We start from the raw sequence: 24,415 nt of genomic DNA on the forward strand, positions 1-24,415 counted from the left end.
AGTATAGGTTCGGGAAAGCGGCAATTCATTTTCAGGCACGCTGCCGTTCAAAAGGAGCACCAGCTCTATGAAGGTTTTTTCCAACCCGGTTGGTTCCGGGAATTTGTGGTTTGATAATCTGACCACTGCCCAGGGTACACCGGTCGCCTACGACCCCCAGGCAAGGGCGTTTGTTCCCATGCCTCCCTTCTGTGTTAATCGGGATATTATTGGCTGCAACTGGATTGCGCCCGAACAGGGGGCTTTCTGCCGGTCTTGCGCGATGACCGCGCTGGCGCCAGACCCGAATATTTTCAATGCCATGCCGAACTGGGCCGAAACTGAGGCTGCGAAGCGCTGGGTGCTGGACAATCTCGGCCGTTGGCACTGGTTTCGCCCGGAGGATCCAGGCACGCGCCCGGTTTTTCACATGCTGGCGGAAGGCCTGACCCCGGTTGCCATGGGGCACGCGAATGGTGTGGTAACGATCAGTGTTGCAGAGGCGGATCCGGTGGTTCGTGCCACCCGAAGGCAAGCCCTGGACGAACCCTATCGAACCATGGTCGGCCATATGCGCCATGAAATCGCTCATATGCTTTGGTGGCGGCTGAGTTTGCGGGAAGATTTTCTGGATGCATTCCGGGAGATGTTCGGTGACGAGCGCGCCGATTATCCGGCGGCCCTCGAACATCACTACCATAAAGGTCCGCCGGAAGACTGGAGACTGTTCTACCTGACCAGCTACGCCTCGGCACACCCACACGAAGACTGGGCGGAGACTGCCGCACACCTGCTGCACCTGACGGACATCACTGACAGTCTTGTTTCAGCCGGTCTGACATCGCCCGAGGTGCCGAGACAGGGCTGGGATCCATACTCGGAGCCCGACACGGCGATGCTGATCAACGTTGCTGCGTCACTGGCCATTCGGGTTAACCACGTGAACCGTTCCATGGGGCTGTCTGACCTTTATCCGTTTGTGCTCTCGGAAACGGCGCAACGCAAGCTTGCGTTCGTGCATGACTGGTTGCGCCGCGGAGCACAGGGCCTCTAATCCGTTTGAGCGCCGGTCGTTCAGGCCGGTGCTACGCCAAATAGCCACTGGTGGGCCCAGACCACCATGATCACGTACACCGCAAGGCCACCAATGATCGCAATGATGTCATTGGCTTTGGTGGCTGGCAGCGTTGGAATGGCCCGCTGGGTTCTGCGCTTCATGGAGATCCGGTCGGCTACGGACCAGGCCAGGAAGGAGCCGAACAGCAGAAGGTCGTGGAGCATCCCGTTGGCCAGCAAGTGAGCCAGAGCCCAGAGTTTGACGGCAGCCAGCATGGGGTGCCCCAGTTTTGCCTTGATTTTCCCCGGGAAGTAAGTGGCGAAGAGCAATGGGAACACAGGCACCAGAAGCAGGAAGGACACATGCTTGAGCCAGGCGGGCGGCATGTAGATCAGCGTCGGATCCATCCGGGCGGCGCCGTAACCCCAGACGATGAGAACCAGACCGACGAGGGACACCACGGAATACAGTCCTTTGAAGGCTCCCTCGCCCATGGACGCGTTCAACCGGTTACGCAGCGGCTCGTTAATCATGGAAAGCGAGTGCACGCCGAGAAACAGAATGAGACCAACAATCAGTGTGGTCATTTGCAAAACTCCTTTTGGCTTAATTGGCAGGGCGCTTTCCGTCGAAAGCCCTTTTGTGTGAAATCCTGATTAGTATAGGAAACCGGGACAGCAGATGCCTGAGCGTTTATGATCGGCGATCTGATTCACCGGAATGAAAAGGCGCCCATGAAGTTTCCCAAGGTCACTGTTGTACTGGTAGCTGCTGCCCTGCTGTTTGTTCTCTGGGATCAGACCCGCGAGCAACCCGAGCCAGTTGATGCCAGCCGCCTTTCCAATTTGCGGGCCAATCCGGTTGAGTTGAGCGCCGCCGTCGACTGGATTTTTGGGCAGATTCCGGACTTCTGCTCAGACGCCACGGGCGAGGGCAGTGAAACCAAAGCCCATGGCGATTGCGTCAAAAAAGCCGAGGCACGAACCTCCACGTGTCGGCGGATGCTTTACGACCGATTCCCGAGTGTTGTGGCCGCGGAGGGCGTATTTCGAGACGTTTCACTCACAGCGATGGCGTGTTTGGTGCCCCGGTCAGGCCTTGTGGAGTGACTGAATGCCCGATTTTCATTTCTTGAAAAATCGTGGGTTGCGAGCAATAAAAGAGTCAATCCAGCGCTCCAGAAAGGAGCGTTTGTCCGCGTTCTTCAGATAGCGCCAGCCCAATACGGAAATGACCAGTGCCCCGGTCGCATCGACGATCAGGTCCCACATGGTATCCGTCAGCCCGGAAGGATCACCAAGCATGGGCTTTTGCATGTTCATGCCAAACAGGGAATCCATGGTGAACTCGAAAATCTCCCACAGTGCGCCCACACCCAGTGCAAACATGAATGCGAAAAATGCGACAAAGCCGGGATTCATGTGCACGTGAATCTTTTCGGTCTCGTTCATAATGTGCACCAGGAGAAAGCCGAGAATACCCAACAAGAATCCCGACGTGGTGTGGAGCGCCATATCCCACCACCAGAACCGCGTGTAGTAATCACGGATCTCTCCGAGAAACAGGGAAGCAAACACAAACCCTATGGCGGCTAGCTGCAGTTCCGGTGGAATGTGGATTCGGAAACGGCGTTCAAACAGCAACGGGAAGAAGGTGATGGCGATAATCATGGCCGTCAAGAAAGCGGTGAACCATCGTTGGCCCCAGATCGCGAACACTGCTTCACCAAGCAGTATCAATTGCAGAACAAGAGTAATCCTTTGATGGGTTACGCGAATGCGCATAAGTCTCCGGGATCAGTGGTTTAAGTTCGCATCTGCACGGTAGGTCGATGGGGTTACTCCGAACCTTGCTTTGAACGCACGGCTGAATTGGCTGGAATCATTGAATCCGCACATGAGTGCAATGGCCGTGATTTTGTGCCTGTTGTTACGGAGAAGGTCGCGGGCCCGGATTAATCGTTGCTCCTGGACGTATTGATAGGGCGCGCAACCAAATGTGGCCTTGAAAACCCTGGCAAAATGATAGGGGCTCAGGTTGACCCAACTGGCCATGTTGGCGAGCGTTAACGCCTGGCCCAGTTCCGCATCGATGCGTTCCTGCAAGAGCCGGCGGTATCGAAGTGACAGCTGCCCTGTGACTTCCGGAAGGGGTTGCCGAATATCAGAGTGGCGGCTGACGACCTGCAGTAGAAGCCATTGTGCGAGGTGATCCATTGCCATGGTCTGGCCGGGTGCTTGCCAGTCGCTGAGCGCGAGGAGCTTTCCGGCCTGGGCGAGAACCGGGTCTTCGGCGTGGTAAAGCTCGGAAAGCTGGCGCTTGTCCGGATCCGCATCCCAAGTCTGTTCGGCGCACCGGGCGACGTCCAGGTCATTGAAATAGAGATGAAAAAACTCGAACTGTCCGCTGATTTGCCAACTTGAGCGGCTGCCCGCCGGGAACAGGCATACGGCACCCGGAAAGCCCTGGCTGACAACCTTACCGTTCAATACCCTTCTGGCCTGTTCGCCCTTGTCTATGTAAATGCTCAATGCATGGTGACGGGGCCGTTCGTAACGCACCTCGCCCTGACGATTCTGCCATTGCGCCAGAGCCCGCCCTTGATCGAGTTCAAGCATTTTCTGAGGTGCGACGCCAGCGGTTCTCAGGGTATCGACAATGTCGCGATTTGCCGGGCGCGATTGCGTTGGGCTTTTGGGCATGGATTCAGAATCGGTCTGCATAGGGAGCCTCCGCAAGAATCATCCATGGTTCAGCAGGATCTGACAAGTTTTGGTGTTGTTTGAGTCATATGATGATCCCTGCTCAACGATTGTTCCCGATAGCAACAGGAATCACTGCCATGCCTATCTCTGTTCACTATGGTTTGACGGTACTGATCTGGGGGCTAACCTGGACAGCGATTCGCCTGCAGGTCGAAGCAGCACCTGTCGATATATCCGTGTTTTACCGATTCGTTATGGCGTCTGTCGTGACACTCGTGGTTCTTGCCATGGTGCGCAGGCTGGAGAAGCTGACCCTGAAACAGCACGGTTGGCTGGTGCTGCAGGGAGCAACCCTGTACAGCCTGAACTTTTTGCTGATTTATCGTGCTGCAGAATCGATGACAAGCGGTCTGCTGGCGGTGGTGTTTTCGCTGGCCGCTTTGTTTAACGCTTTGAATGGCTGGCTCTGGTTAAGGCTCCGGCCTACCGCCCGGCTTTATCCGGCGATCTCTCTGGGGATCACAGGTGTGGCACTACTGTTCTGGCACGATCTGCAACTGGGTAACGCCACAGCCACGAGCATTCTGTTCGCCATTGGCGGCACCTTCTGGTTTTCGATGGGTAACCTGGTCAGCATCAAGGTGCGGATGTCTCAGGTGCCGCTGTTACTGGCCAATGCCTGGGCCATGGTTTACGGCGCGGTGATTCTTGGCATCTGGTGCCTTTTTCAGGGTGTTGAGTGGGTACTCCCCACCTCAGCGACTTTCTGGGGCGCAACTGTCTTCCTGGCCGTTCCCGGCTCAATCATCGCGTTCTATTGCTACATCACGGTGATTCAGACGCTCGGCGCCGACAAGGCCGGCTACGCGACGGTGCTTTTTCCCGTGGTTGCCCTGAGCGTTTCGACCTGGCTCGAGGGGTTTGAGTGGACAACAACGGCGGTACTGGGTGCCACGCTGGCACTGCTGGGAAATTACGTTTTGTTCCGACCGGCCAAAGCATAGCGCTTGTGAAGTTCGCGCAGGGCATCTGAGAGCGCAGGGAAAGGACCCTCAGTGGGGATACCCGGAACGACCTGGTTGATCGGAAGCGTTGCCACGGGTGGTGGCGTAACGTGCAGCTCGTCCAGCCAGCTTGAAAGCTGTTCTGACGAGCTTGCATAAACGATGCGCCCAAGGCCGACCCAGCCATGGGCTGCCGCGCACATCGGGCAGTGTTCGCCTGAGGTATACACCGTTGAGGCGGCTCGCTCATCCGGGGTCATGTTGGCGGCAGCCCAACGGGCTATTTCGAACTCGGGGTGCCGGGTTTCATCGCCACCGGCAGTTTCATTATGCCCTTCGTATCTGACCGCGCCGGTTTCATCCACCAGCACAGAACCAAAAGGCGGATTTCCGCTATCAACCGCCATTGAAGCCAACTCAACACAGCGGGCAAGATGTTTCATCTCGGTTTCGTAGATCACAATTCCTCCTTCACTGACCTCGGGCGTCCAGGTAATGCATCCAGAGCATGCGGGCTGCTACCGCTCGCCACGGCGCCCATTGTTTGGCAAAGCCCAGTTGCTCATAGTTTGTTGGTCGGGCATCCAGATTTTTGATGTCCTGTATTGCGGATGCCAGTGCCAAGTCTCCCTGAGGCCAGGCATCCGGCCGCCCTAGCGCCATCATGTAATAGACGTCGACGGTCCAGGGGCCCAAACCGGGTACTTCTAAAAGGTGACTTCGGCCCTGCGCATCGTCAAGTGCTTCGAGCTGGGAGAGATCCAGCGCACCGCTGGCTATCCGATTGGCCAGCTCAACACAATACCGGGATTTCTGCCGTGTGAGCCCGACACTCCTGAGTCCAGACTCGCCGGCCCTCTTTACTGAATCAGGAGTTACCGATTCAAGGTGGGACGCGAGCCGTTCAAACATGGTGGCCGCGGCTTTGATCGAAACTTGCTGCTCAAGAATGATGTGCACCAATGAGGCAAAGCCGGGTTCGCGGGTCCAGATTGGCGGGTATCCGAGTCGGGCTCGGATACCGTAAAGATCAGGATCTTTCTCCGCCAGGACGTCCACGCCCATCCTCAAGGTTTCGTCGGTGATCGTCTTTTGTTGCATAAAGCCCTTTCTGACTAATGGCGAGCCGATTCTGAGCCTCCGTGCAGGATCCGCTGCTGCACATAAGAGCGAGCTTGCTCCGGCGGTAGAGACTCCATTGCAAAAGTTAGTGCCGACCAGACCAGAGCCATCATGACGGTCTGGAGTGAAACGCTGCCATCCGCGGGCAGTATCTGGTCGTCTGCTAATAAGGTATTTACGACCTGTATGAGTTCGTGAGAAGAACGGCAATCGTCAAGAGGTGTAGGGTTTGATGGTGCATCCGGGGATACATGTTCAAAGAAAAACGTTTCGGCCGCTCGGGCATACTCGGCACGAAAAGGCTCCTGGTTCGAGCGTTTGATGCTGTCTCCCATCGCATTGCAGATGGAGGCTGCGATCACTATGCCTGAGTAACCTCCGGGTGTGTCGTGACGCAGCTGATGTCTCGATCGGAATTGTTCGAGCCGTTTCGAGATGGCCGTACCGTATTGGGCAATCTCGTCCACCATTTCAACGCCGCTGTCATCGAAGGGTTTGGATATCAGGCTCATGGAATGACTCTCAAATCAGTCGGGCAAACTGGACAGCCGCTTTGGAACCGGCCCCCACGAGCCCTGTCCATAGCCTTAGAAGAAGACTCGCTTCGGCGGATCGATTTTGCCCGGCTTCGTCACGATGGTGGACTTCGTCGAGCCGGCATTTCTCGAATCCTGCAAGTATAGCCCGCTCCGACTCGCGCCATGCATACGGAGAAAGCGTTTTGATCTGCTCCTGGTAGTGCAGGTCAACAAAGGTTTCCACGGCTTCGATCGTGGCGAAAACCGCCTGTTTTCCCATCAATGCCGGGATAAGACCCGTCAAAAAACCGGCCAGGCGCCACAGTGGCAGCAGCAGGCTTGGGCGATAGCAGCACTGAAGCTGGTTAAAGAAACGTAGATGCTCGCTCTCCGACGCCAGGTGCTCCGTTGCGAAATCCAGCAGCTCTTTTCGGGGGCGCGTCGCCAGAATCCCCCGGTAAATCCACACGGCACCGGTTTCTCCCGCATGACTGCAACGCAGCTCCTGCTCGAACTGCCTGCTTACTCCAACCTGAGAGAGCTGGTGGTGTATACCGTCGATGTTAAGTTCCGCCATCATTAAATTTCCTCAGACACGATGAGGTTTGTACGAAACAGGCCCTCTTTGGTTCTCAGGCTCGATCGCTGGCGAAACACGAGTGTCATTCCCATAAGGATATGCCCTTAGCCCGGAAAAGAATCCCACTGTGTTTAAGGCGCGTAATGTCTCGAGTATTTTCAACGACCAACCAATGAGGTGAAGTCAAAATGAAACTTACGTTCAAGAACGGTCTGACCGCAGTAGCACTGACCCTGGTTTCCGGTTTTGCCATGGCAGCGGAGCACGTTGTTGAGATGAAAAACTCCGGCGCTGACGGTGCCATGGTCTTCGAGCCAGGCTTTGTGAAAGCTGAGCCCGGTGACACGGTTAAGTTTGTCCTGGTCGATCCTGCCCATAATTCTGTCTCCGTTGAGGTGCCTGAGGGCGCGGAAGGTTGGCAGGGCGCCATGAACCAGGGCATCACAGTGACGCTGAATGAGGAAGGAGTGTACGTCTACAAGTGCACGCCCCACGCGGCATTGAACATGGCTGGCGTGATTCAGGTAGGTGAGCCGGCGAACTATGGCGCTGCAAAAGCAGCCGTCGATAAACTGACCGCAGCAGCTGCCACCAACAAGGAGCGGTTGACTGGCTACTTCGAACAGGTTGAGAAGTAACTTCTCTATCCCAGCCGCGGTTCTTTTTCCGCGGCTGCTTTCGTTTCCTCAAGCAAAGCTGACCAACCAAGTAAATTTTGGTCAAACCTTCCAGCATTTAGTCAATTCGTCGGGGTATAAAAGCGGCTACAATAAGTCTGAGGGCGTTCACAATTCGATTGTAAGCCTCATGTACAGGTCTGCTGAAGCGTATTTTTCTCGAGTGCGTCCCGATGAAGGTTCTAGGCTGGTTTTTGTTTTTGTTCTTCTCTTTTCAGGCTGTCTATGGTGATGAGGTGTCCGACGAGCCTCTCCTCTTCTGTAACAGCCACTGGCCACCTTACAGTTATGGTAATGACGATGGTTTAGCCATCGGTGGATATGCAGTTGATTTCTTGCATGAGATATCAGGCCGAATTGCGCGACCGGTCGAGTTGCGAATCCTTCCCTGGCTTCGATGCCTCAAAATGGCAGAGGATGGCGACGTTGACGGCATCATGCTGCTCACCGAAAACGAGGAGCGAAAGCAGTTTCTACTCATGAGTCGCCCGATCATTTCCGATACCAACGTGCTTTGGTACCGAATTGATAGCCCCCACGCCCTTCCGCGTTCGAGGTTTGCCGATTTGCAGGGGCTTAGAATAGGGGTGGTGACAGGTTTCAATTATGGTGAGCCATTTAACACTGCTGTAGTGCAATCGAATCTTATGGTGGATGAAGCACCATCAATTCTGGGTAATTTCAGGCGTCTGGATCGTCACTGGATAGATGTTTTTCTGGTCAACCGGATGGCAGCGGACTATGCGCTCCATGATTATCCGCTGTTGAAAGCGAGGATGGTGGCGCATGAAGGGCCCTTCGAGTCAGTTGGTTTCCGAATAGGCCTGGCTAAGACTGGTCGAGCATTCGGTTTGTTAGCAGAGATCGATAAGGCTCTCGAGGATATGCGCGAGGATGGCACGATAGCTCGAATAATGAGCCAAGAGCCTTTTGAATATCGCTGAGGAAATGCCAGGCCTGGATAACTCTGCTACACAGTGAGGGGTGTAAACATCGCCCGGGAACAGCTGCCACATGGGTAGACAGACCATCAGCGTTGATCTATCCGGCGTTTAATTCGGATACACGAGCTCCTTTGGCTCGCGAGACCGCCCTAGGCGCGCCCAGGGCAAGAACAACGGCACCTGATGAACAGGCAAGCATTGAAACTGCGATGCTCAGGAGTGTCTGGTCACCCGAGACCGAAGAGAGGGTGCTGACTGCCCCGGCAATGGTGAACTGCGATGCGCCCAGAAGAGCCGCCGCAGTGCCGCTGAGATTCGGGAAGAACTCCATGGCGTTCGCCATGTTGTTGGGCACGATGCCGCCCTGGCAGCCGATGGCAGCGATGATGCACCCCGCCACCAGCCAGAGAGGCCCCTGGAACTGCACGCTGGCAACCAGGGCGACAAGAGCCAGGCATTGTGCAATAACCTGGGCGCGCACCAGCTGCACCGAGGAAAATCGCCTCAGCAGCGGACGGTTAATCAGGTTCAGTGCTGCCATGAACGCAATGTTGGCAGCGAACAGAATGGCAAACGTGCTGTTGGAGAGGCCGTACCATTCCTGATAGATAAATGAGGAATGGGTGATGAATAACAGCATGGTGCTGAAACACAGAACCTGAATGCCGATAAAGCGCATGGTGGTTTTGTGCCTGAGCACCAGCAGGTAATTGGTCACCAGGGAGCGAATAGGCGTGGTTGTCGGTGTGCGGGGTTGAAGCCTCGGGAAAAGCGCCACCTGCAGGGTCAGCACAAGAAACGCGGCATAGCCGGCCAGCATCAGGAATATCCACTGCCACTCGCCGAGTGCAAGCATCAGTGAACCCAGCGAGGGTGCCGCAGCGGGCGCTATGAACATAATCAGACCAATGAGCCCGAACAGCCGGGCAGCGTCCTGTCCGCTGACTTCGTCGCGGACAATGGCAGGCACCGACACCGCGCAGAAGGCGCCACCAATACCCTGCGCTATCCGCCAGAACACCATGTCGGACAGGCTATCAGCCAGCGATACCATGACAGCGCCTGCCATAAAGATCAGCAGCCCCCCGAAAAGCACCGGTTTGCGACCGTATCGGTCAGACAGGGGGCCGCCTACCAGTTGGGCAAGACCCAGTGTGGTGACATAGGCGCTGAGCGTGAGCCCCACGTGCCCGTGATCAATGCCCAGGCCGTCGGCAATCTCCGGGAAAGCGGGCAGGTAGGCATCAAGCGCCAGTGGCCCGAGTGCCACGGTCATGCCCAGCAGTATGGCCAGGTGCAGATGCGACAAGAGTGATCTCCTCGAAAGATAGAATCCTAACAATACGGTGGCATATTTCATCAGACCATGCGTATTTTCAGAAATCTCCGTGCATGATTCATTCACTTCCTGTAGCCTGCGCGGCTTTTTCTTCCGGAGGCAGATCTTATGACCGTGAAATCCCGACCCGCTCCAGGAGCCAGAAGCGGGCCACTTTCTGATAGCGATCCCGTTGTTCTGGTGCTGACAATCGGCTTCATACTTCTGTTCGTGGGAGCCTCTATCGTCGACAGCGGATACGTGTCCGACCTGATCGGAGCCGGGTTTGCGTGGACGGCAACGTATCTGGGCTCGTTTTTCCAGGTGCTATTGTTACTCACGTTCTTCATAGCCATAGGAACAGCCCTGAGCCGGGCCGGTGCGGCCCGAATCGGCGGACTGGATCGACCGGAGATTGGCCGTTTCCGGTGGCTGTCCATGATCATGTGCACCCTGCTGGCCGGGGGCGGAGTGTTTTTTGCCGCCGGTGAACCGGTGTACCACTTTGTTGTTACGCCGCCGGCGTTTGATACTGAAGCTGGCTCCGCTGCAGCGGTAGCTCCTGCTATGGCTCAGTCATTCACGCACTGGGGTTTCCTGGCCTGGGCCGTGCTCGGCTCGCTTACAGCTCTGGTACTGACCCGGGCTCACTACGGCCAGGGCAAACCGCTCCAGCCCAGAACGCTGTTGTACCCGGTGTTTGGTGAGAAGGTCATTCAGGGGCGCCTTGGCGGTGTTATCGATGCCTTCTGTGTGATTGCCGTGGTGGCTGGAACCGTCGGGCCCATTGGTTTTCTGGCCACCCAGATGAGCTTTGGGTTGCATGAGCTGTTTGGCGTTTCGGACGGATATGGCACCCAGCTGACCGTGTTGGTGGTGCTCGCCGGCGTCTACATGACCTCTGCCATGACCGGTCTGCATAAGGGCATTCAGTTGCTGAGCCGTTTTAACGTGATATTGGCGTTGGTCATTGCCGGGGTCATCTTTGTCTTCGGCCCCACGCTGTTCCTGGCCAATACCTACACCCAGTCGATGGGTGAATACGTCACCTCGTTCTTTGCCATGGCCACCATGACCGCTGAAACGGCACCGGCCTGGTGGATGAAATGGTGGACGGTATTTTTCTTTGCCTGGTTCATTGGTTATACGCCGTTGATGGCCGTGTTCGTTGCCAGAATTTCCCGGGGCCGGACAGTTCGTGAAATGGTTCTGGCGGTGGCCGTTCTGGCCCCCATCGCGACCACCATCTGGTTCACCCTGCTCGGTGGCTCCGGCATCTATCACCAGCTTGCCGGTACCTTCGACCTGACCGAAGCACTGAACAACTTCCGCTTTGATGTCGCCACACTGACCGTGGCTCAGGCCCTGCCCGGCGGCACCTGGATGGCGGCGGCGATTCTGTTGCTGACAACCATTTTCGTGGCCACCACCGGCGACTCCATGAGCTATTCCATTGCCATGGTCGGGGCAGGCCATGACGAACCGAACCCGTGGATCCGTGTGTTCTGGGGTGGTGCCATGGCACTGATGGCGGCCATTCTTTTGTATATGGGCGCCGGCCAGATTGGTGTGCTCCAGCAGTTCATTGTGCTGACAGCCATTCCGGTTTCACTGATTATCCTTCCATCGCTCTGGACCGGGCCGAAAGCGGCCATGGCCATGGCACGGGAGCAGGGGCTGGTCTAGGCTTGTACAGAGCCGAGCAGAACACACGGAGGTGTTCGCAGGCTGACTCCTCTGATTGAAAGCTCCGGGAGGGCTGATGCTGGAATCGTTTGAAGCCGGTTTCACGGCGTGGTTGTGGCCGGGGTTTTCGGCGATTTTGGCGGTTGCGATAACCTACATCGTTTACCGTCTGGCCCTCGCCGTATTCCGGCATTTTTCAGAGTCCAGAACGGTTCTCCGGCTGTTCCTCGATGCCGCTGCCCGTGCTCTTGGTGTGGTCTTTTGCCTGCTTGCCCTGGCAGGTTCTCTGGAAACTGCCCCACCGGATTTGCCTTTGATGGCGGCGATTCAGCAAATCACCACCCTTCTGCTCATCCTTGCTATTACCTGGGCGGCTGTTCGACTGACCTCGGCCATTGGTGAGGTCATTGTCGCGCTCAATCCGGTGCTGGAAGGCCAGTGGAAGCGGGCGCGCAAGGTTGAAACCCAGACCCGTTTCCTGGTCCGCGCACTTAACATTCTCATCGTAATCATCGGCCTGGGCGCTGCCCTGATGACCTTTGAGTCTGTTCAGCATATGGGGGCCAGCCTGCTGGCCTCCGCGGGTGTCGGCGGCCTGATTCTTGGCTTCGCGGCCCGCCCCGTCCTCAGCAACCTTCTGGCGGGCATGCAGATTGCCCTGACCCAGCCCTTCCGTATAGACGATGTGCTGCATGTGCAGGGCGAGTGGTGCTGGGTGGAAGAAGTGACAGCGACCTATGTGGTCTTGCGCGTCTGGGATCTCCGTCGCCTGGTTGTTCCGCTGCAATGGTTTATCGAGAACCCGTTCCAGAACTGGTCCAGAAATACCTCAGAATTGCTGGGGGCAGTTTTTATCTGGGTGGACTACACCATGCCGGTTGAACCGCTGAGGCAGGAATTCACCCGCTTGCTGCATGATTCCGGGATCTGGGACGGTGAGTTTTCATCAGTACAGGTCACCGATTCCAGTGACCAGGCGATCCAGGTGCGTTTCTTGATGAGCGCTGCCGATTCCAGCAAGAACTGGGACCTCAGATGTGCCATCCGGGAGGGCATGGTAACCTTCATCCAGGAACATTACCCGGCCCAGTTGCCCAGGCTCAGGGCCCGGGTGGTGGAGAACTGAGCCCAGGTTGGGCGCTTGAGGGCCAGGCCGAATCAGAACTTGTAATTCAGCCCTACCGCAAACAGGTACGAGGATTCATCGTGGAAGGTCAGGTTGGATTGGGTGTCGCCATAGCCGGCAAACGAAATAAACGACCAATCCTTCCAGCCCATGAACTCCGGGTACTCGTAGGCTGCAAAGAGGCTGAACTCATCATCCGAACGCTTTTTACTGAACAATGTGCTGGCGCTGTCGTAGTCCCGCTTTGTGAAACCTGCGGTCAGTACCAGGCTGTGCCTGCCCAGAATATTGAACCAGCTGACTTCAGCGCCATAGGCATCGAAGCTGCTGGCGCTGCCATCGGCGTCATGTTGAATGTAAAGGACAGAGGGTGAGACAAAGCTGGTCCTCGAGACGGTGAAGCGGTAACTGCTCTTGGCGTAGTAACTGTCGGCATCGCGGGCCAGGTCTGTCCCTGCGGTCAGATCATCCTCAACATCCGTCGTCGCATAGGCGAGATCCAGACTGAAACCGGAGCCGGAAATACTGTTCAGTTGCAGGCGGTAGGCGTTGCCCGAGATGTCTGTTTCTTTCCTTGGCGTGTTGAGCTGATAAGGGTTCTGCCAGGTCTCTCCCGAAATCACCGTGGGCAAAAAGGAAACATCCACTTCCGTGCCGGAACTGAGTTTGTGTTTATACCCCAGTTGCACAGCCAGGGTGCCGACCGCAATGTCCTCCCGTGTGGTACCAAAGTAAATCTGCTGTTTCAGTCCTTCGCCAAAGGTGTAGGCAACATTGCCAAGCGGCGCAATCAGGCCCTTTGACTCACTGTCTGCCTTGTTCTCCAAGGAACTGATGGTTGTATCGCCATCGACGTTAAAGTTGGACGTTGAGGAGACAATTACCGCATTCAGTGAGACTTCACCACTGAATCCCGGTTGCGCAGGTGCCGGCTGTGCAAAGCTCGGGATTGCGATAAACAGAGCCGGGAGGGCAAAGTACTTTTTCATTCGGAAGCTCCGATTAATGTGGGGCAGGCGCGGTTTTGAGGTTTGACCTCAGTGATGCTCCTTTTACGCGCGAATAGTGTCTTGTGGTTCAGCATGGTTCTGGCGGTCCTGATTTTCCACTCCATGATGAACTTCACCGGTGAGTGGTTGAGAATCTCACCTGAAATGTATCCCTTCATGCTGTTCGGCAACATAGCCCTTGCAGCGTTGCTGATAATGTTTTGGAAAAGCGGTCGCCAGACTCCGTCAAATACGTGTTAGTCTCCGTCGAATACCCAAAAGCAAACGACTGGAGTGGCGTACCTGACATGAGCAGTGAAGACCTCAATCAAGTAATGGAAATGGATGGTGAAGAGCGGTACGACTACTTCCTGAGCCAGGTGGCCGAGGAACGGGAAATCTGGATTCTGGTTAACGGCGAGAGTCGGTTCCTCAAAATCGCCTCGGACGACGGCGATGTGGAATACCTGCCCGTGTGGCCAGCTTCGGCGTTTGCCTCCGAATACGCCAACGGCGGCGATGAGCTGACTCCCCGCAGTATTTCGCTGCCAGACTTTTTCCGGAAATGGGTTCCCGGCTTGACCAAGGATGGCCTCGATGTGGGTGTGTTTCCCGGCCTCGACAAAACGGTATGGATCACTGAGCCTGCAGAACTCAAGCAGGATCTTCAGGATGTAATGTCTGATTTCTAAGCACGGTTTTCATTGCCTCGCCGCTTTTGCGAGGCGACTAATAAGAAGCGTGGCTTGATTTCGTCTGGTCTGCCCTGATCATTTATCCCAGTACACCACCTGAAGGTAATCGATCATGACTGACATCCGACACCTGGTCTGTCCCAACTGCCACAAGGTAAATCGCGTGCCTGCGGATAAACTGTCATCTGGCGGCAATTGCGGCGCCTGCAAGCAACCGCTGTGGCCCGACCAGATACTGGAACTTACAGACCAGAGTTTCGCTGCCCATACCGGGCGCAGTGATCTCCCCGTGCTGGTGGACTTCTGGGCGAGCTGGTGTGGCCCCTGCAAAATGATGGCGCCCCAGTTCGAACAGGCCGCGAAAGACTGGCGGGGCAAGGTGCGCTTTGCCAAGCTCAATACCGAGCAGGCCCAGGGTCCGGCCAGCCAGTTTGGCATTCGCAGCATCCCTACCATGATCCTGTTCCAGAATGGCCGGGAAGTGGCCCGCCAGAGCGGCGCCATGAATCAGGTGCAGATCAATCAATGGCTGCAGTCCAAGGGTATTCGCTAACCTGATAAGGCTATTTATTCGCTGGCCGGTCATTAAAACGCCACAATTGATGAGGCCCTGCCATTGCAGGGCTGAAGGCACCTATCCGAGCTGTTCCCACAAAGTTATCCACAGTTTTTGTGGGTAAAGCTGACTTTGCAGCGACATCGATTTTCTAATGGTATGTAGCCAGAATTCGAGCCAAACTGTCTGTGACCAGCAAGGCATAGTCGGGCAAGCGACGGCCTTACCCGATTGATCACTCCAACGAGGACCGAATGAGAGCAGTCCTGTTTATCATCATGGCATTCTGGCTCCTCCCGGCTTCTTCCCAAACGCTCAAGATTATGGGTTCGGACGAGAGCTTTCTCCCGTTTTATTACGGCAACAACCTCAACGAGGGCATTCTGGTCGAGGTGATCAATGAGTTCACCAAACAGACCGGCATCGCAGCCGATTTCCTCCCCATGGCGCGCAAACGCCAGGCCTGGGCTCTGGAGCGAGGACTAGCCAACGCGGTTTTCGCCAACCCGTTATGGATGCCTTTGCCGGAACGAATGCACGCCGTAGGGCCGCTGTTGACCTGGCGTGACCGTGTGTTCGCGCAACCTGGCCGGCAACCGGACTCCTTCGATGACCTCAAGGGAGGTATCTGTCTTCGCAGATGGTTTGTCTACAGTGATCGACTTGAGGCGCGGATCGGGAGCCATCTGGTGCGCCATGACGGCTACAATGCCCAGCAGATGCTGCAAATGTTTCTGCACAAACGGTGCGATTACATCGTCATGAACGAGACGGAGTTCCGGTTTCTTGCACAGCTGGGGAGCGTCGATCCGGAGCTTTACAGCACGGAACTGATAGACGCCGAGTGGCCGGTCTATCTTGGGATACTTGAAAACGAGACTGCTCTAATTGAAGCGGCGGAAGCTTTTTTCTCTACCTACACGATTAACGTGGAGGCCCTGCTACCCAAACTGCCGCGGCCAGACCTTTAATGGTGAAAGGTCTGGCTGCTGCGGGTCCGGCACATCAGTGAAGAGAGTGGCGTTTTTATCGTTCATGCTCAGGCTGGAGCAAATGTGACCTCATGTTCACCATAGTCGACTTTCTCATAGCCTTAACCTTCATCTGCGTTGTCATGGCGTTGGTCATCTGGTCGCGGCTCAAACCAGATGCAAAGCCCGACAAACAGGAATCTGAGGTGCGTGCCCAGCGGGCTGCCGCATTTTTTGCACAGGCCGGCCATCTGGCAAGCTCAGCAGTAAACGTCGTTATTGGTGTATTGCTTGGGGTGGCAATTAACGGCTTGGTTCAATTGATGTTTATCGGGGCTTGGGCTGCGGTATTCAACATTGCAGTGTTGTCCGCTGTACTGTTTTTTATCGTGTTCTTGCATGACCGCTTGGGTAAAAAGCTTTTTCCGAGTGGGATACGGCCAGCACGTAGACCTGAGAGGGTGCGTGAAACACCGCTGTTGCGGCGTCTTAGCCTGCCTGCAGGTCTTGTTGTTGGTGTTGTCCTCGCCAGTCTCGGGCTGGATGATAATCTCTCAGGCTGGCTCTCGTGATTCCCCCAATGTCCGGAATTAGCCGCATAGCATTATCCCAATCTGAATGTTCGCGTTGCCACTTGCTGACCACTGAACTGACGAAGAAACCGGGCCAATAGGTCTGCTTTGACTATCGAGTCCCAATTGGCGGACTATAGCCCAACCATCAACACAATTTTGCCTTTAGCCTGGCCGCTATCTAAAAGCCCATGCGCCCGCGAAGCCTCTTCCAGCTTCATTCTTTGACTGATGACGGGGCTGATCTTTCCCTCAGATAGCCACTTGAAAAGCGTCAACAGATCTTCTTTAAACCAGTCGTGATGTTTGTTATGCCAAGCCCCTATGGAATAGAAAGCTGTGGACGGTAGCCACGGCAACAAGCCCCACAAGCTAACGAGTAAGAAGTCTTTAATTAAACCTCCCGATGACGCTGCATTGTATGAGCCATAGGCAACAAGCGTCCCTCGGTCTGCGGTCACTTTGAGAGAACGCTTGAAGTGATTTCCGCCCAAGGAATCAAACACTGCGTTGACTCCCTGTGGCTCGTACGACTTCATCTGAAGAACAAAGTCATCTGTTTTATAGTCGATTGGTTCGCAACCGAGATTCCGTAAGTCATCGTGTTGGGAGATTGAGGCTGTTCCGTACATCTTCAAATTCATTGCCGCCCCAAGTTGTACCAGTGCGTTTCCGACAGCACCTCCTGCACCATGGATCAGGACAGTGTCGCCGGCCTGAACTCCGGCCAGCCGAGTCAGCATCTGAAAGGCCGTTACGTAGCTGAGAATAAGAGACAGGGCTTCAAGGTCGTCAAGGTCCTCCGGGACCTGAACGAGTTGTTCGGCTGCGAGAACCATGTACTCCGAATAGGAGCCGAGGATAGTGAGTTCGGCGACCTTATCGCCTTTAGCGAGATGACCTACCTGGTCGCCCACTTTATCGACAACGCCGATCATGTCGTAGCCGAGGGTAATGGGGGGCTTTTGTTTAACATCAGGATAGATGCCGCGACGTATCAATGTGTCGGTATAAGCAGCGCTGCATGCCAGAACTTTTACGCGGACTTCACCTGGTCCGGGCTCTGGGACCTCCGTAACTGTTTCAACGACCAGGACATCTGGCCCACCGAACTCGCTCAAGATCACCTTTTTGTAGGACATATTTTCATTCCGATTGAGTCGACGCGCTTCGCCTGAAATTAGAGCATAGGGTTAGTCTTCAAAAGCAGCCAGCGTTTGCGCAGTTCGCCGTTATTGGAGTTGAGTGTCGCGCTTTGCGACCTTACCGGATACCTGACTGTCTCAAATTTCGGCCAGGTTTTGGCGACATGACCAATGGATATTGAATCTCTGGCGCGCCTAACCCACAATCAGGTCCATCGAAGTAAACAAACGCTCACTTTAATTCCGGTAGAGAGGTAGAACAGGTGACTGAACTGGTAAGTTATGACTTGAAAGACGGTGTTGCCACGATTGCCATCAGCAATGGCAAGGCCAATGCCCTGAGCCATGAAGTGTTCGAGGGGCTCAACGCGGCGCTGGATCGGGCCGAGCAGAACAAGGCCGTTGTGATCCTGACCGGGCAGCCAGGGGTGTTCTCTGCCGGATATGATCTGAAAGAAATGCAGAAGGGGCCGAAAGAAGCAGCCGCGCTGGTAAAAACCGGCTCCAGCTTTACCCGGCGTCTGGCCGCATTCCCGTTGCCGATCATTGGTGCCTGTAGCGGTCATGCCATCGCCAAGGGCGCATTCATTCTGCTGTCAGTGGATCACCGCATTGGTGTTGAGGGGGCCTTCAAGCTTGGCCTGAACGAAGTGGCAATCGGCATGACCATGCACCACGCCGGGATTGAAATTGCCCGCCATCGACTGGCGCCGGCCCACTTTTACCGTTCGGTCGTGAACGCTGAGATCTACAATCCGGAAGGAGCCGTGCAGGCGGGCTTCCTGGATGAAGTGGTTGCCCAGGACAAACTGGTTGAGCGGGCCACCGAGCTGGCGCTCCATTTCAAAACCCTGAACATGCGCGCCCACCGTGAAACCAAGGTGAAGGCCAAAGCGGACTATCTGGCGCTGCTGGATCGTTGTATCGAGCAGGATGCCGAGCACCTTGGCCTGAACGGCTAGTTCACGTTTCCGAACTGAACTGCGGTGCTTCGCGGAAACGGAACAGTTTTGCCAGGATCACGTCAGGGAACGACTGGATCCGGGTGTTGTAGATCATCGCGCTCTCGGTGTAGCTGTTTCGCAGGAGCGAAAGGTAGTTTTCCGTCTCTGACATGATCGACATGAACTTCTGAATAACCTCATTGTTCTTCAGGTCCGGATATCCCTCGATCCGGGCCTGGAGGGCAGTTGTTACCTTCTTTTCAAACTGGATAAGATTGTCCGCCTGGCCCTTTGAGCTCATCTCGACAGGGTCCGCACTGCGCAGCTGGGCAATGGCTTTCAGCAGCTGTTTTTCATGGGCCAGAGACGCCTTTACGAATTTCTCCAGGTTGGGCCACAGCTCATGGCGTTGCTGGAGAATGGTGTCGATATTGGCCGCTGCCCGATCAACGCGGTTCTTCAGAAAAACAATGTCGTTGTAGTGCAGTATGCCGGTGTAGACGAGCAGGACGATCGGTACTGTCAGGGCAGACAGAATCAGGTTGTCCGGGCTGAAGCCGCCATCCGCGGCAAACAGGGCGGTAGTGGAGAACAGGAACAGGCCGAGCGTCAGGGCTATGCCCGCAAAACCCCGTGCCCCCCGATCCAGCACAATGTCCTCTTCTTCGTTCCCACTGATCAGGAAGGGTGAGGCATCATCCTTCTGGATCGTGAGTCTGTCCGGCTGATCGCGATCCAGGCCGGCAAAACCCAGGCAGTAGACGTTCACGAAGGTGTCGAGGAAGCGGACGGTGTAACGCCTGTCGCCCCGGCGCTCCGAATGGTACTGCGGGTATTCGATCTTCGCACCGTCTGGCTGGACGAGAACCTTTCCCTCGCTGTCTTCCAGCCAGAAAGGCGTTCGTTCTTCCCGATGCTCGATGACTCGCCATTTTTCGTTTTTTCCGGAACCCCGCTTTTCTTCCACCTTGTAGTCGAAGGCCACGCATTTCTCATTCTTCAATGGGTCCCGAAGGGGCGGGTGGTCATCATCGACATCCACCATCGCCTTGAGCTCCGAGACGCCAAAACTGAGCCCCCGGGTGCTGCTGGTAGGAACCGCTTCGATCAGGCGCTTGAATTTGACGGTCCGGATCGACAACCACAAGAGCAGCAGGGCAGCAATAATGCTGCCTGCTGCGAGTCCGCGGCTGGTCCAGGCGTGCTGGTATCGGCCCTCGGGCTGGCTGGCCACGATGGACCGGGCAATGCCGGCGGTCTGCTCATCAAGTTCAGGAACTGGCAGGCGATTCTGGACCACGCTCCGGAACATCCAGCGATCCAGCCAGCCACTGGTGCTTTGGCGGATCAGTTGCTGCAGAGCGGACACGTCGGCAAGCACCAGCGAGCGGTTGTCGGCTTCGTCAATCTGTTGATAGCGGGCCTCATACAAATCGGCGATGGCAGACCATTCCTGCCGGAGTTTGTTGATGCCAAGCACCGAGAGCGTGCCGGACACCGCAATGGTCATTACCAGAACATAGATCCAGAACCGGTGAATTCTGATCAAAGGAAGCGAAAGCGCGATACCGAGAGCCAGAAGGCCAGTTGCGATGGAAATGCGGATGGCGGCTTCGAAGAAGCGGTCGCCACTGTCCACGGCCAGCGTGTTCCGGGAAACCATGGCCGGCAGGCTGAAGTCTTCAAGGTCATAAAAGGTAACGGCACTGATTTCGCTGCTGTACTGGCCGATGACGCGCGCCGTGTGTCCGGGAATGAGCGCCCACTCCGAGTAGATCCTGCGGCCGGACTGATTGCGATAGGTTCGCTCCAGATTCCATTCGACCCCCTCCAGATCGCTGCCCGCAGCCACATTGACTGAGCCGGTCTGGTCCCTGAGCTGGAAGTCGCCGCCGCGGGCGCCGGAATCCAGGGTGCGGATGCGCAGATCACCGTCGGAGTCGCGATATTCCTCCTCCAGTTTGTAGCGATAGTAGACCGCCTCGGTTTTGGAGTAGGGCGTTTCCAGAGTTCCCAACTGATCCGTGACTTCGCCTGCGACCACATAAGGGCCTGTGGTCAAAGCGCCGACGGGCGTCTCAGGTAGCCGTTCCAGTTGCCGTGCCTCGGTGAGCTGGCTCAGACCGGTGGTCATGGTGTAATAACTGCCGGCCAGGCAGGCAATTGCGAGGATAGCGGTGATGATCCGGCCAGGAATGCTGGCGATATTGAAGCGCCTCATGGCGGGAGAGTCCTTGTTCTGCTGGCTTTCAGAGGCACGAGTATAAAGTATCGAGCTTTGTCATTCCCCCGGCTTCACCCGAATTGGGATGGAACGCAAGTTGGCAATGATGGGTGGTTCCTATAACGTTAAAGGCTTTCCTTTCAGAATTCAGGAGCGCGTTGTGTCCCAGTCCGAACAGTTTGCCAGCGACAACTACAGTGGTGTGTGCCCGCAGGCCTGGAAAGCCATGGAAGCGGCCAACCGGATGGATGAACCAGCCTATGGCGAGGATAGCTGGACGCAAAAGGCAGCGGATGGACTGAGGACGCTGTTCGATACCGACTGTGACGTTTACTTCGTGTTTAACGGCACCGCCGCCAACTCTCTGGCCCTGGCCTCGATCGGTCAGTCGTTTCACAGCGTGATCTGCCACGAGCTGGCCCACATTGAAACCGATGAATGCGGCGGCCCGGAGTACGCCTCCAACGGTGCCAAGCTGCTTCTGGGGCAGGGCGAGAACGGCAAGCTGACACCGGAGAGCATCAAACACCTGGTAACCAAGCGGACCGATATTCACTACCCCAAGCCCAAGGCGCTCAGCCTTACCCAGGCCACAGAGGTTGGGACGGTCTACACACCCGAGGAGCTGAGGGTTATTCGGTCGGTCGCAGATCACCACAAGCTCAATATCCACATGGACGGCGCCCGCTTCGCCAATGCGGTGGCTGCGCTGGATGTACATCCGTCAGAGATTACCTGGAAGGCCGGTGTCGATGTTCTGTGCTTTTCCGGTACCAAGAATGGCCTGGCGCTTGGCGAGGCGGTGGTGTTCTTCAACCGTTCTCTGGCGGAGGATTTCGAATGGCGGTGTAAGCAGGCGGGCCAGCTGGCCTCCAAGATGCGCTACATTTCGGCACCCTGGTGCGGGCTTCTGAAAGGCGATGTGTGGTTGGAGAATGCCCGCCATGCCAATGCCTGTGCCCAGCGCCTTGCCCGGGGGCTGGAAGGCCTTCCAGGAATCCAGCTACGCTACCCGAGACAGGTGAACGGTGTTTTCGTGGAGATGCCGGAGCCTTTGCAGGCGGCACTGCGGGCCAAAGGCTGGCGCTTCTATAACTTTATCGGTGGCAGTGCCCGGCTGATGTGTTCCTGGGCAACGACCAATGAACAGGTAGACCGCTTCCTGTCGGATGTGCGAGCCCTTGTGAGCTAAGAGCTATCGATTCCGGGGCGAAGTCGTGGTATATCAGCAGCCCCAAAACCCCAAATTTTACGGAAACAGAAGACATGCCCAGAGCCAGTGAAATCAAAAAGAACTCCGCCGTTGAATACGATGGTCGGGTGTATTTTGTAAAGGACATCGAGCGTTCAGTGCCTCAGGGCCGGGCTGGCGGCAGTCTTTACCGCATGCGCATGTACGATGTGGTAACCGGTCAGAAGCTGGACGAGACTTTCAAGGATTCGGACATGCTCAACCTGGCCGACCTTACCCGCCGGGAAGCCACCTTTTCCTACGCGGATGGCGATGAGTATGTGTTCATGGATACTGAGGATTTCACCCAGTACAGCCTGAACCGCGACGCGATTGCTGACGAGCTGTTGTTCATCTCTGAAGATACCCAGGGTGTGATGGTCATCCTGCTCAAGGATTCTCCCGTTGCACTCGCACTCCCCCCCACCGTTGAGCTTGTAATTGAAGAGACGGATCCGTCTGTCAAAGGCGGCTCGGCGACGGCCAGAACCAAGCCTGCGCGCTTCGCCACGGGTCTGGTGGTGCAGGTTCCAGAGCACATCTCCACCGGAGATCGCATTCGCATTAACGTGGAGGAGCGCAAGTTCCTGGGCCGCGCCTGAGTTAAAGTCGTTCCGAAGTAAGGACACCCTGTGAAGCCGATAGAAACAATAAAAGTGCTGGTTGCCAGCGTGATTGCTGTTGTGGTCATGGTGGGGATTGCCCGGTTTTCCTACACGCCGATGATCCCGGAGATGGTCGCGGCCCTGGGGCTGAGCAAATCCGTTGTCGGCATGCTGGCAACGGTGAACTACGCCGGCTACCTGACTGGCGCGGTACTCATTACCCGGATCAGTGATCTTGGTCTCAAGGTAAGGCTTTACCAGCTCGGGCTGGTGGTTGCCGTGGTTTCAACGGTTCTCATGGGGTACACCACCAATGTGTGGGTGTGGTCCATTCTGCGTTTTATCTCCGGCTTGAGTACCTCCGCAGGCATGTTGCTCGGCGCCGGTCTGCTGATGAGCTGGCTGATCAAGAACAACCAGAAATCCGAGCTTGGCGTGTTCTTTTCCGGTATCGGCCTTGGGATTGTCCTTACTGCTGTCACAGCGGAGCTGATCAAGGATCCGTTTACCTGGGATCAGCAATGGGTGATTTATGGGCTGGTGGCCCTGGCACTTTTGGTGCCTGCCTGGCTCTGGATGCCGGACTACCGGGCCTGTGCCTTGCCGAAAACAGGTGCGGCCAAGGCCGGTGATGAGCGAAGCCGGTTCATCCGGATCCTGCAGCTGGCGTATTTCTGCGCCGGTGTGGGCTATGTGGTGACGGCCACTTTCCTGGTGGCGATTGCGGAATCCATGCCCGAGCTTCAGGGGCAGGGCTGGCTGGTCTGGCTGATTGCTGGCCTTGCTGCAACGCCGGCCTGCTGGTTATGGGATGTGTTCTCCCGCCGCTGGGGGCAGTGGCTGGCGCTCTATCTGGCTTATGCCCTGAACTCCGTCAGCATCCTGATGCTGATCGTGAATACCAGTCTGGCCAGTGTGATGCTCAGTTCAGTGATATACGGCGCCAGCTTTATCGGCATCGTCAGCATGATGCTGGCGATGGTGGGGCGGGTTTTCCCCGAGAACCCCTCACGCCCCATGAGTCGGTTGACCTTCAGCTACGGTATCGCCCAGATGATTGCGCCCGCAGTGGTCGGTTATCTCGCCGATGTTGAGGGCAATTACACCAACGGCCTGTGGCTAACGCTGGTGGTGATGGCGTTGGGTGTGGTTATGCTTCATCTCGCACGGCGGGCGCAGCAGCGCCAGGGCGAACCTGCCGCTGCCGGTTGAATTGCGTCCTTGATCAAAATTCAGTCGAATAGGAAAGGAAATCATGCCAGGAAAGCCTTCAAAGCCGGTATCCGCATCGGCGATTGAGAAACACGTGTACAAGGTGTTTCCGAACGACATGAATTCCCACAACACCGTGTTCGGCGGCATGATCATGGCGAAATGTGACCGGCTGGCGCTGGTCGTGGCTGAGCGCCACTCCGCCCATGTTTGTGTGACGGCAGCTGTAGACTCAATCCATTTCAGGGCGCCGGCGAAGGGTAACGATACGCTTTTGTTCAGCCTGTCGCTGAATAGAAGCTGGGGGTCGTCCATGGAGATCGGTGCGAGGGTAGAGGCCGAGAACAGCTACACTGGCGATACCAGGCATATTCTTTCGGCCTTTTTCACGTTTGTTGCTCTGGACGAAGATGACAGGCCAGTGGATGTCCCGGAAGTGATTCCGGAGACGGATGACCAGCAGCGCCGATACAAAAACGCACAGATTCGTCGAGAGGGGCGCCTGGCAACCAGAAAGCAGCTTTCTACCGCTGCCGGACAATCATCTGACTGATC

The 24,415-nt window shown here is 56.1% G+C and carries 27 protein-coding genes; 16 read left to right on the forward strand and 11 right to left on the reverse strand.

All coding sequences use genetic code 11. From position 1 onward, the window contains the following. Positions 1-67 precede the first annotated feature (67 nt). A complete protein-coding gene (locus KEHDKFFH_RS15700) occupies positions 68-1,033 on the forward strand; it encodes a zinc-binding metallopeptidase family protein (protein ID WP_104322784.1) in 966 nt (321 codons plus the stop codon). A gap of 20 nt (positions 1,034-1,053) precedes the next feature. Here KEHDKFFH_RS15700 and KEHDKFFH_RS15705 read toward each other — a convergent pair whose 3' ends face one another. Then, a complete protein-coding gene (locus KEHDKFFH_RS15705; RefSeq protein WP_104322785.1) occupies positions 1,054-1,623 on the reverse strand; it encodes an NnrU family protein in 570 nt (189 codons plus the stop codon). 108 nt (positions 1,624-1,731) lie between these two features. On the opposite strand from KEHDKFFH_RS15705, the gene KEHDKFFH_RS15710 reads away from it, so the two are divergent. Then, positions 1,732-2,145, forward strand: a complete 414-nt coding sequence (locus tag KEHDKFFH_RS15710; RefSeq protein ID WP_104322786.1) for a hypothetical protein — start codon at positions 1,732-1,734, stop codon at positions 2,143-2,145. A gap of 15 nt (positions 2,146-2,160) precedes the next feature. Here KEHDKFFH_RS15710 and KEHDKFFH_RS15715 read toward each other — a convergent pair whose 3' ends face one another. Continuing rightward, positions 2,161-2,820, reverse strand: coding sequence for a DUF2238 domain-containing protein (locus KEHDKFFH_RS15715; protein ID WP_104322787.1), 660 nt, complete (start codon positions 2,818-2,820; stop codon positions 2,161-2,163). A 12-nt stretch (positions 2,821-2,832) separates the two neighbouring features. Further along, a complete protein-coding gene (locus KEHDKFFH_RS15720; RefSeq protein WP_104322788.1) occupies positions 2,833-3,759 on the reverse strand; it encodes a helix-turn-helix domain-containing protein in 927 nt (308 codons plus the stop codon). A gap of 119 nt (positions 3,760-3,878) precedes the next feature. On the opposite strand from KEHDKFFH_RS15720, the gene KEHDKFFH_RS15725 reads away from it, so the two are divergent. Beyond that, positions 3,879-4,745, forward strand: coding sequence for a DMT family transporter (locus KEHDKFFH_RS15725; protein ID WP_104322789.1), 867 nt, complete (start codon positions 3,879-3,881; stop codon positions 4,743-4,745). On the opposite strand, the gene KEHDKFFH_RS15730 is transcribed toward KEHDKFFH_RS15725, so the two are convergent. Genes KEHDKFFH_RS15730 through KEHDKFFH_RS15745 form a run of 4 tightly spaced genes read right to left on the reverse strand, consistent with a single transcriptional unit; the run spans position 4,715 to position 6,962 of the window. Then, positions 4,715-5,206, reverse strand: a complete 492-nt coding sequence (locus KEHDKFFH_RS15730; protein WP_241956532.1) for a nucleoside deaminase — start codon at positions 5,204-5,206, stop codon at positions 4,715-4,717. The genes KEHDKFFH_RS15725 and KEHDKFFH_RS15730 overlap by 31 nt on opposite strands. A gap of 10 nt (positions 5,207-5,216) precedes the next feature. Then, the gene (locus KEHDKFFH_RS15735) at positions 5,217-5,846 is read right to left on the reverse strand and encodes a DNA-3-methyladenine glycosylase family protein (protein WP_104322790.1); all 630 of its coding nucleotides are present in this window, start codon (positions 5,844-5,846) and stop codon (positions 5,217-5,219) included. Positions 5,847-5,860: 14 nt separating this feature from the next. Beyond that, the gene (locus KEHDKFFH_RS15740; protein WP_104322791.1) at positions 5,861-6,379 is read right to left on the reverse strand and encodes a hypothetical protein; all 519 of its coding nucleotides are present in this window, start codon (positions 6,377-6,379) and stop codon (positions 5,861-5,863) included. 10 nt (positions 6,380-6,389) lie between these two features. After that, positions 6,390-6,962: a demethoxyubiquinone hydroxylase family protein gene (locus KEHDKFFH_RS15745; RefSeq protein WP_241956533.1), complete on the reverse strand. Its 573-nt coding sequence runs from the start codon at positions 6,960-6,962 to the stop codon at positions 6,390-6,392. A gap of 191 nt (positions 6,963-7,153) precedes the next feature. On the opposite strand from KEHDKFFH_RS15745, the gene KEHDKFFH_RS15750 reads away from it, so the two are divergent. After that, positions 7,154-7,603, forward strand: coding sequence for a pseudoazurin (locus KEHDKFFH_RS15750; protein WP_104322793.1), 450 nt, complete (start codon positions 7,154-7,156; stop codon positions 7,601-7,603). Positions 7,604-7,815: 212 nt separating this feature from the next. After that, complete coding sequence (locus tag KEHDKFFH_RS15755; protein WP_104322794.1) at positions 7,816-8,586, forward strand: substrate-binding periplasmic protein; 771 nt, start codon at positions 7,816-7,818, stop codon at positions 8,584-8,586. Positions 8,587-8,683: 97 nt separating this feature from the next. On the opposite strand, the gene KEHDKFFH_RS15760 is transcribed toward KEHDKFFH_RS15755, so the two are convergent. After that, a complete protein-coding gene (locus tag KEHDKFFH_RS15760; RefSeq protein WP_104322795.1) occupies positions 8,684-9,895 on the reverse strand; it encodes a multidrug effflux MFS transporter in 1,212 nt (403 codons plus the stop codon). Between the two features lie 138 nt (positions 9,896-10,033). Between KEHDKFFH_RS15760 and KEHDKFFH_RS15765 the strand changes: the two genes are divergently transcribed. Continuing rightward, positions 10,034-11,590 carry a BCCT family transporter gene (locus KEHDKFFH_RS15765; protein ID WP_104322796.1) on the forward strand — a complete coding sequence of 519 codons (1,557 nt, stop codon included), beginning with the start codon at positions 10,034-10,036 and terminating at the stop codon, positions 11,588-11,590. 76 nt (positions 11,591-11,666) lie between these two features. After that, positions 11,667-12,716, forward strand: a complete 1,050-nt coding sequence (locus tag KEHDKFFH_RS15770) for a mechanosensitive ion channel family protein (RefSeq protein WP_104322797.1) — start codon at positions 11,667-11,669, stop codon at positions 12,714-12,716. A gap of 32 nt (positions 12,717-12,748) precedes the next feature. Here KEHDKFFH_RS15770 and KEHDKFFH_RS15775 read toward each other — a convergent pair whose 3' ends face one another. After that, positions 12,749-13,705 (reverse strand): DUF2860 domain-containing protein, encoded by a 957-nt coding sequence (locus KEHDKFFH_RS15775; protein WP_104322798.1) that lies wholly within the window; start codon positions 13,703-13,705, stop codon positions 12,749-12,751. A 308-nt stretch (positions 13,706-14,013) separates the two neighbouring features. Here KEHDKFFH_RS15775 and KEHDKFFH_RS15785 point away from each other — a divergent pair, with 308 nt between their 5' ends. The 4 genes from KEHDKFFH_RS15785 (at position 14,014) to KEHDKFFH_RS15800 (ending at position 16,499) form a co-directional block, all read left to right on the forward strand. Then, positions 14,014-14,397, forward strand: a complete 384-nt coding sequence (locus tag KEHDKFFH_RS15785) for a DUF2750 domain-containing protein (protein ID WP_104322799.1) — start codon at positions 14,014-14,016, stop codon at positions 14,395-14,397. Between the two features lie 115 nt (positions 14,398-14,512). After that, complete coding sequence (trxC, locus tag KEHDKFFH_RS15790; RefSeq protein ID WP_104322800.1) at positions 14,513-14,953, forward strand: thioredoxin TrxC; 441 nt, start codon at positions 14,513-14,515, stop codon at positions 14,951-14,953. Between the two features lie 257 nt (positions 14,954-15,210). After that, entirely contained in the window at positions 15,211-15,927 is a 717-nt protein-coding gene (locus KEHDKFFH_RS15795) for a substrate-binding periplasmic protein (protein WP_104322801.1), read from the forward strand. A 92-nt stretch (positions 15,928-16,019) separates the two neighbouring features. After that, entirely contained in the window at positions 16,020-16,499 is a 480-nt protein-coding gene (locus KEHDKFFH_RS15800) for a hypothetical protein (RefSeq protein ID WP_104322802.1), read from the forward strand. Positions 16,500-16,633: 134 nt separating this feature from the next. On the opposite strand, the gene KEHDKFFH_RS15805 is transcribed toward KEHDKFFH_RS15800, so the two are convergent. Next, entirely contained in the window at positions 16,634-17,641 is a 1,008-nt protein-coding gene (locus tag KEHDKFFH_RS15805) for a medium chain dehydrogenase/reductase family protein (RefSeq protein ID WP_104322803.1), read from the reverse strand. 266 nt (positions 17,642-17,907) lie between these two features. Between KEHDKFFH_RS15805 and KEHDKFFH_RS15810 the strand changes: the two genes are divergently transcribed. Further along, positions 17,908-18,606 (forward strand): crotonase/enoyl-CoA hydratase family protein, encoded by a 699-nt coding sequence (locus tag KEHDKFFH_RS15810; protein ID WP_104322804.1) that lies wholly within the window; start codon positions 17,908-17,910, stop codon positions 18,604-18,606. Between the two features lies 1 nt (position 18,607). Here the strand turns inward: KEHDKFFH_RS15810 and KEHDKFFH_RS15815 are convergent, their stop codons facing one another. After that, the gene (locus KEHDKFFH_RS15815) at positions 18,608-20,809 is read right to left on the reverse strand and encodes a LemA family protein (RefSeq protein ID WP_104322805.1); all 2,202 of its coding nucleotides are present in this window, start codon (positions 20,807-20,809) and stop codon (positions 18,608-18,610) included. Positions 20,810-20,918: 109 nt separating this feature from the next. Between KEHDKFFH_RS15815 and KEHDKFFH_RS15820 the strand changes: the two genes are divergently transcribed. The 4 genes from KEHDKFFH_RS15820 (at position 20,919) to KEHDKFFH_RS15835 (ending at position 24,413) form a co-directional block, all read left to right on the forward strand. Further along, the gene (locus KEHDKFFH_RS15820; protein WP_241956535.1) at positions 20,919-22,004 is read left to right on the forward strand and encodes a threonine aldolase family protein; all 1,086 of its coding nucleotides are present in this window, start codon (positions 20,919-20,921) and stop codon (positions 22,002-22,004) included. A gap of 74 nt (positions 22,005-22,078) precedes the next feature. Next, on the forward strand, positions 22,079-22,645 hold the full coding sequence (efpL, locus tag KEHDKFFH_RS15825; protein ID WP_064228173.1) for an elongation factor P-like protein EfpL: 567 nt from the start codon (positions 22,079-22,081) through the stop codon (positions 22,643-22,645). A gap of 30 nt (positions 22,646-22,675) precedes the next feature. After that, on the forward strand, positions 22,676-23,860 hold the full coding sequence (locus KEHDKFFH_RS15830; RefSeq protein WP_104322806.1) for a YbfB/YjiJ family MFS transporter: 1,185 nt from the start codon (positions 22,676-22,678) through the stop codon (positions 23,858-23,860). A gap of 43 nt (positions 23,861-23,903) precedes the next feature. Then, positions 23,904-24,413, forward strand: a complete 510-nt coding sequence (locus KEHDKFFH_RS15835; RefSeq protein ID WP_104322807.1) for an acyl-CoA thioesterase — start codon at positions 23,904-23,906, stop codon at positions 24,411-24,413. The last annotated feature ends 2 nt before the right edge of the window (positions 24,414-24,415 follow it).

The sequence above is a fragment of the Marinobacter maroccanus genome (assembly GCF_002933275.1).
Classification (GTDB): Bacteria; Pseudomonadota; Gammaproteobacteria; order Pseudomonadales; family Oleiphilaceae; genus Marinobacter; species Marinobacter maroccanus.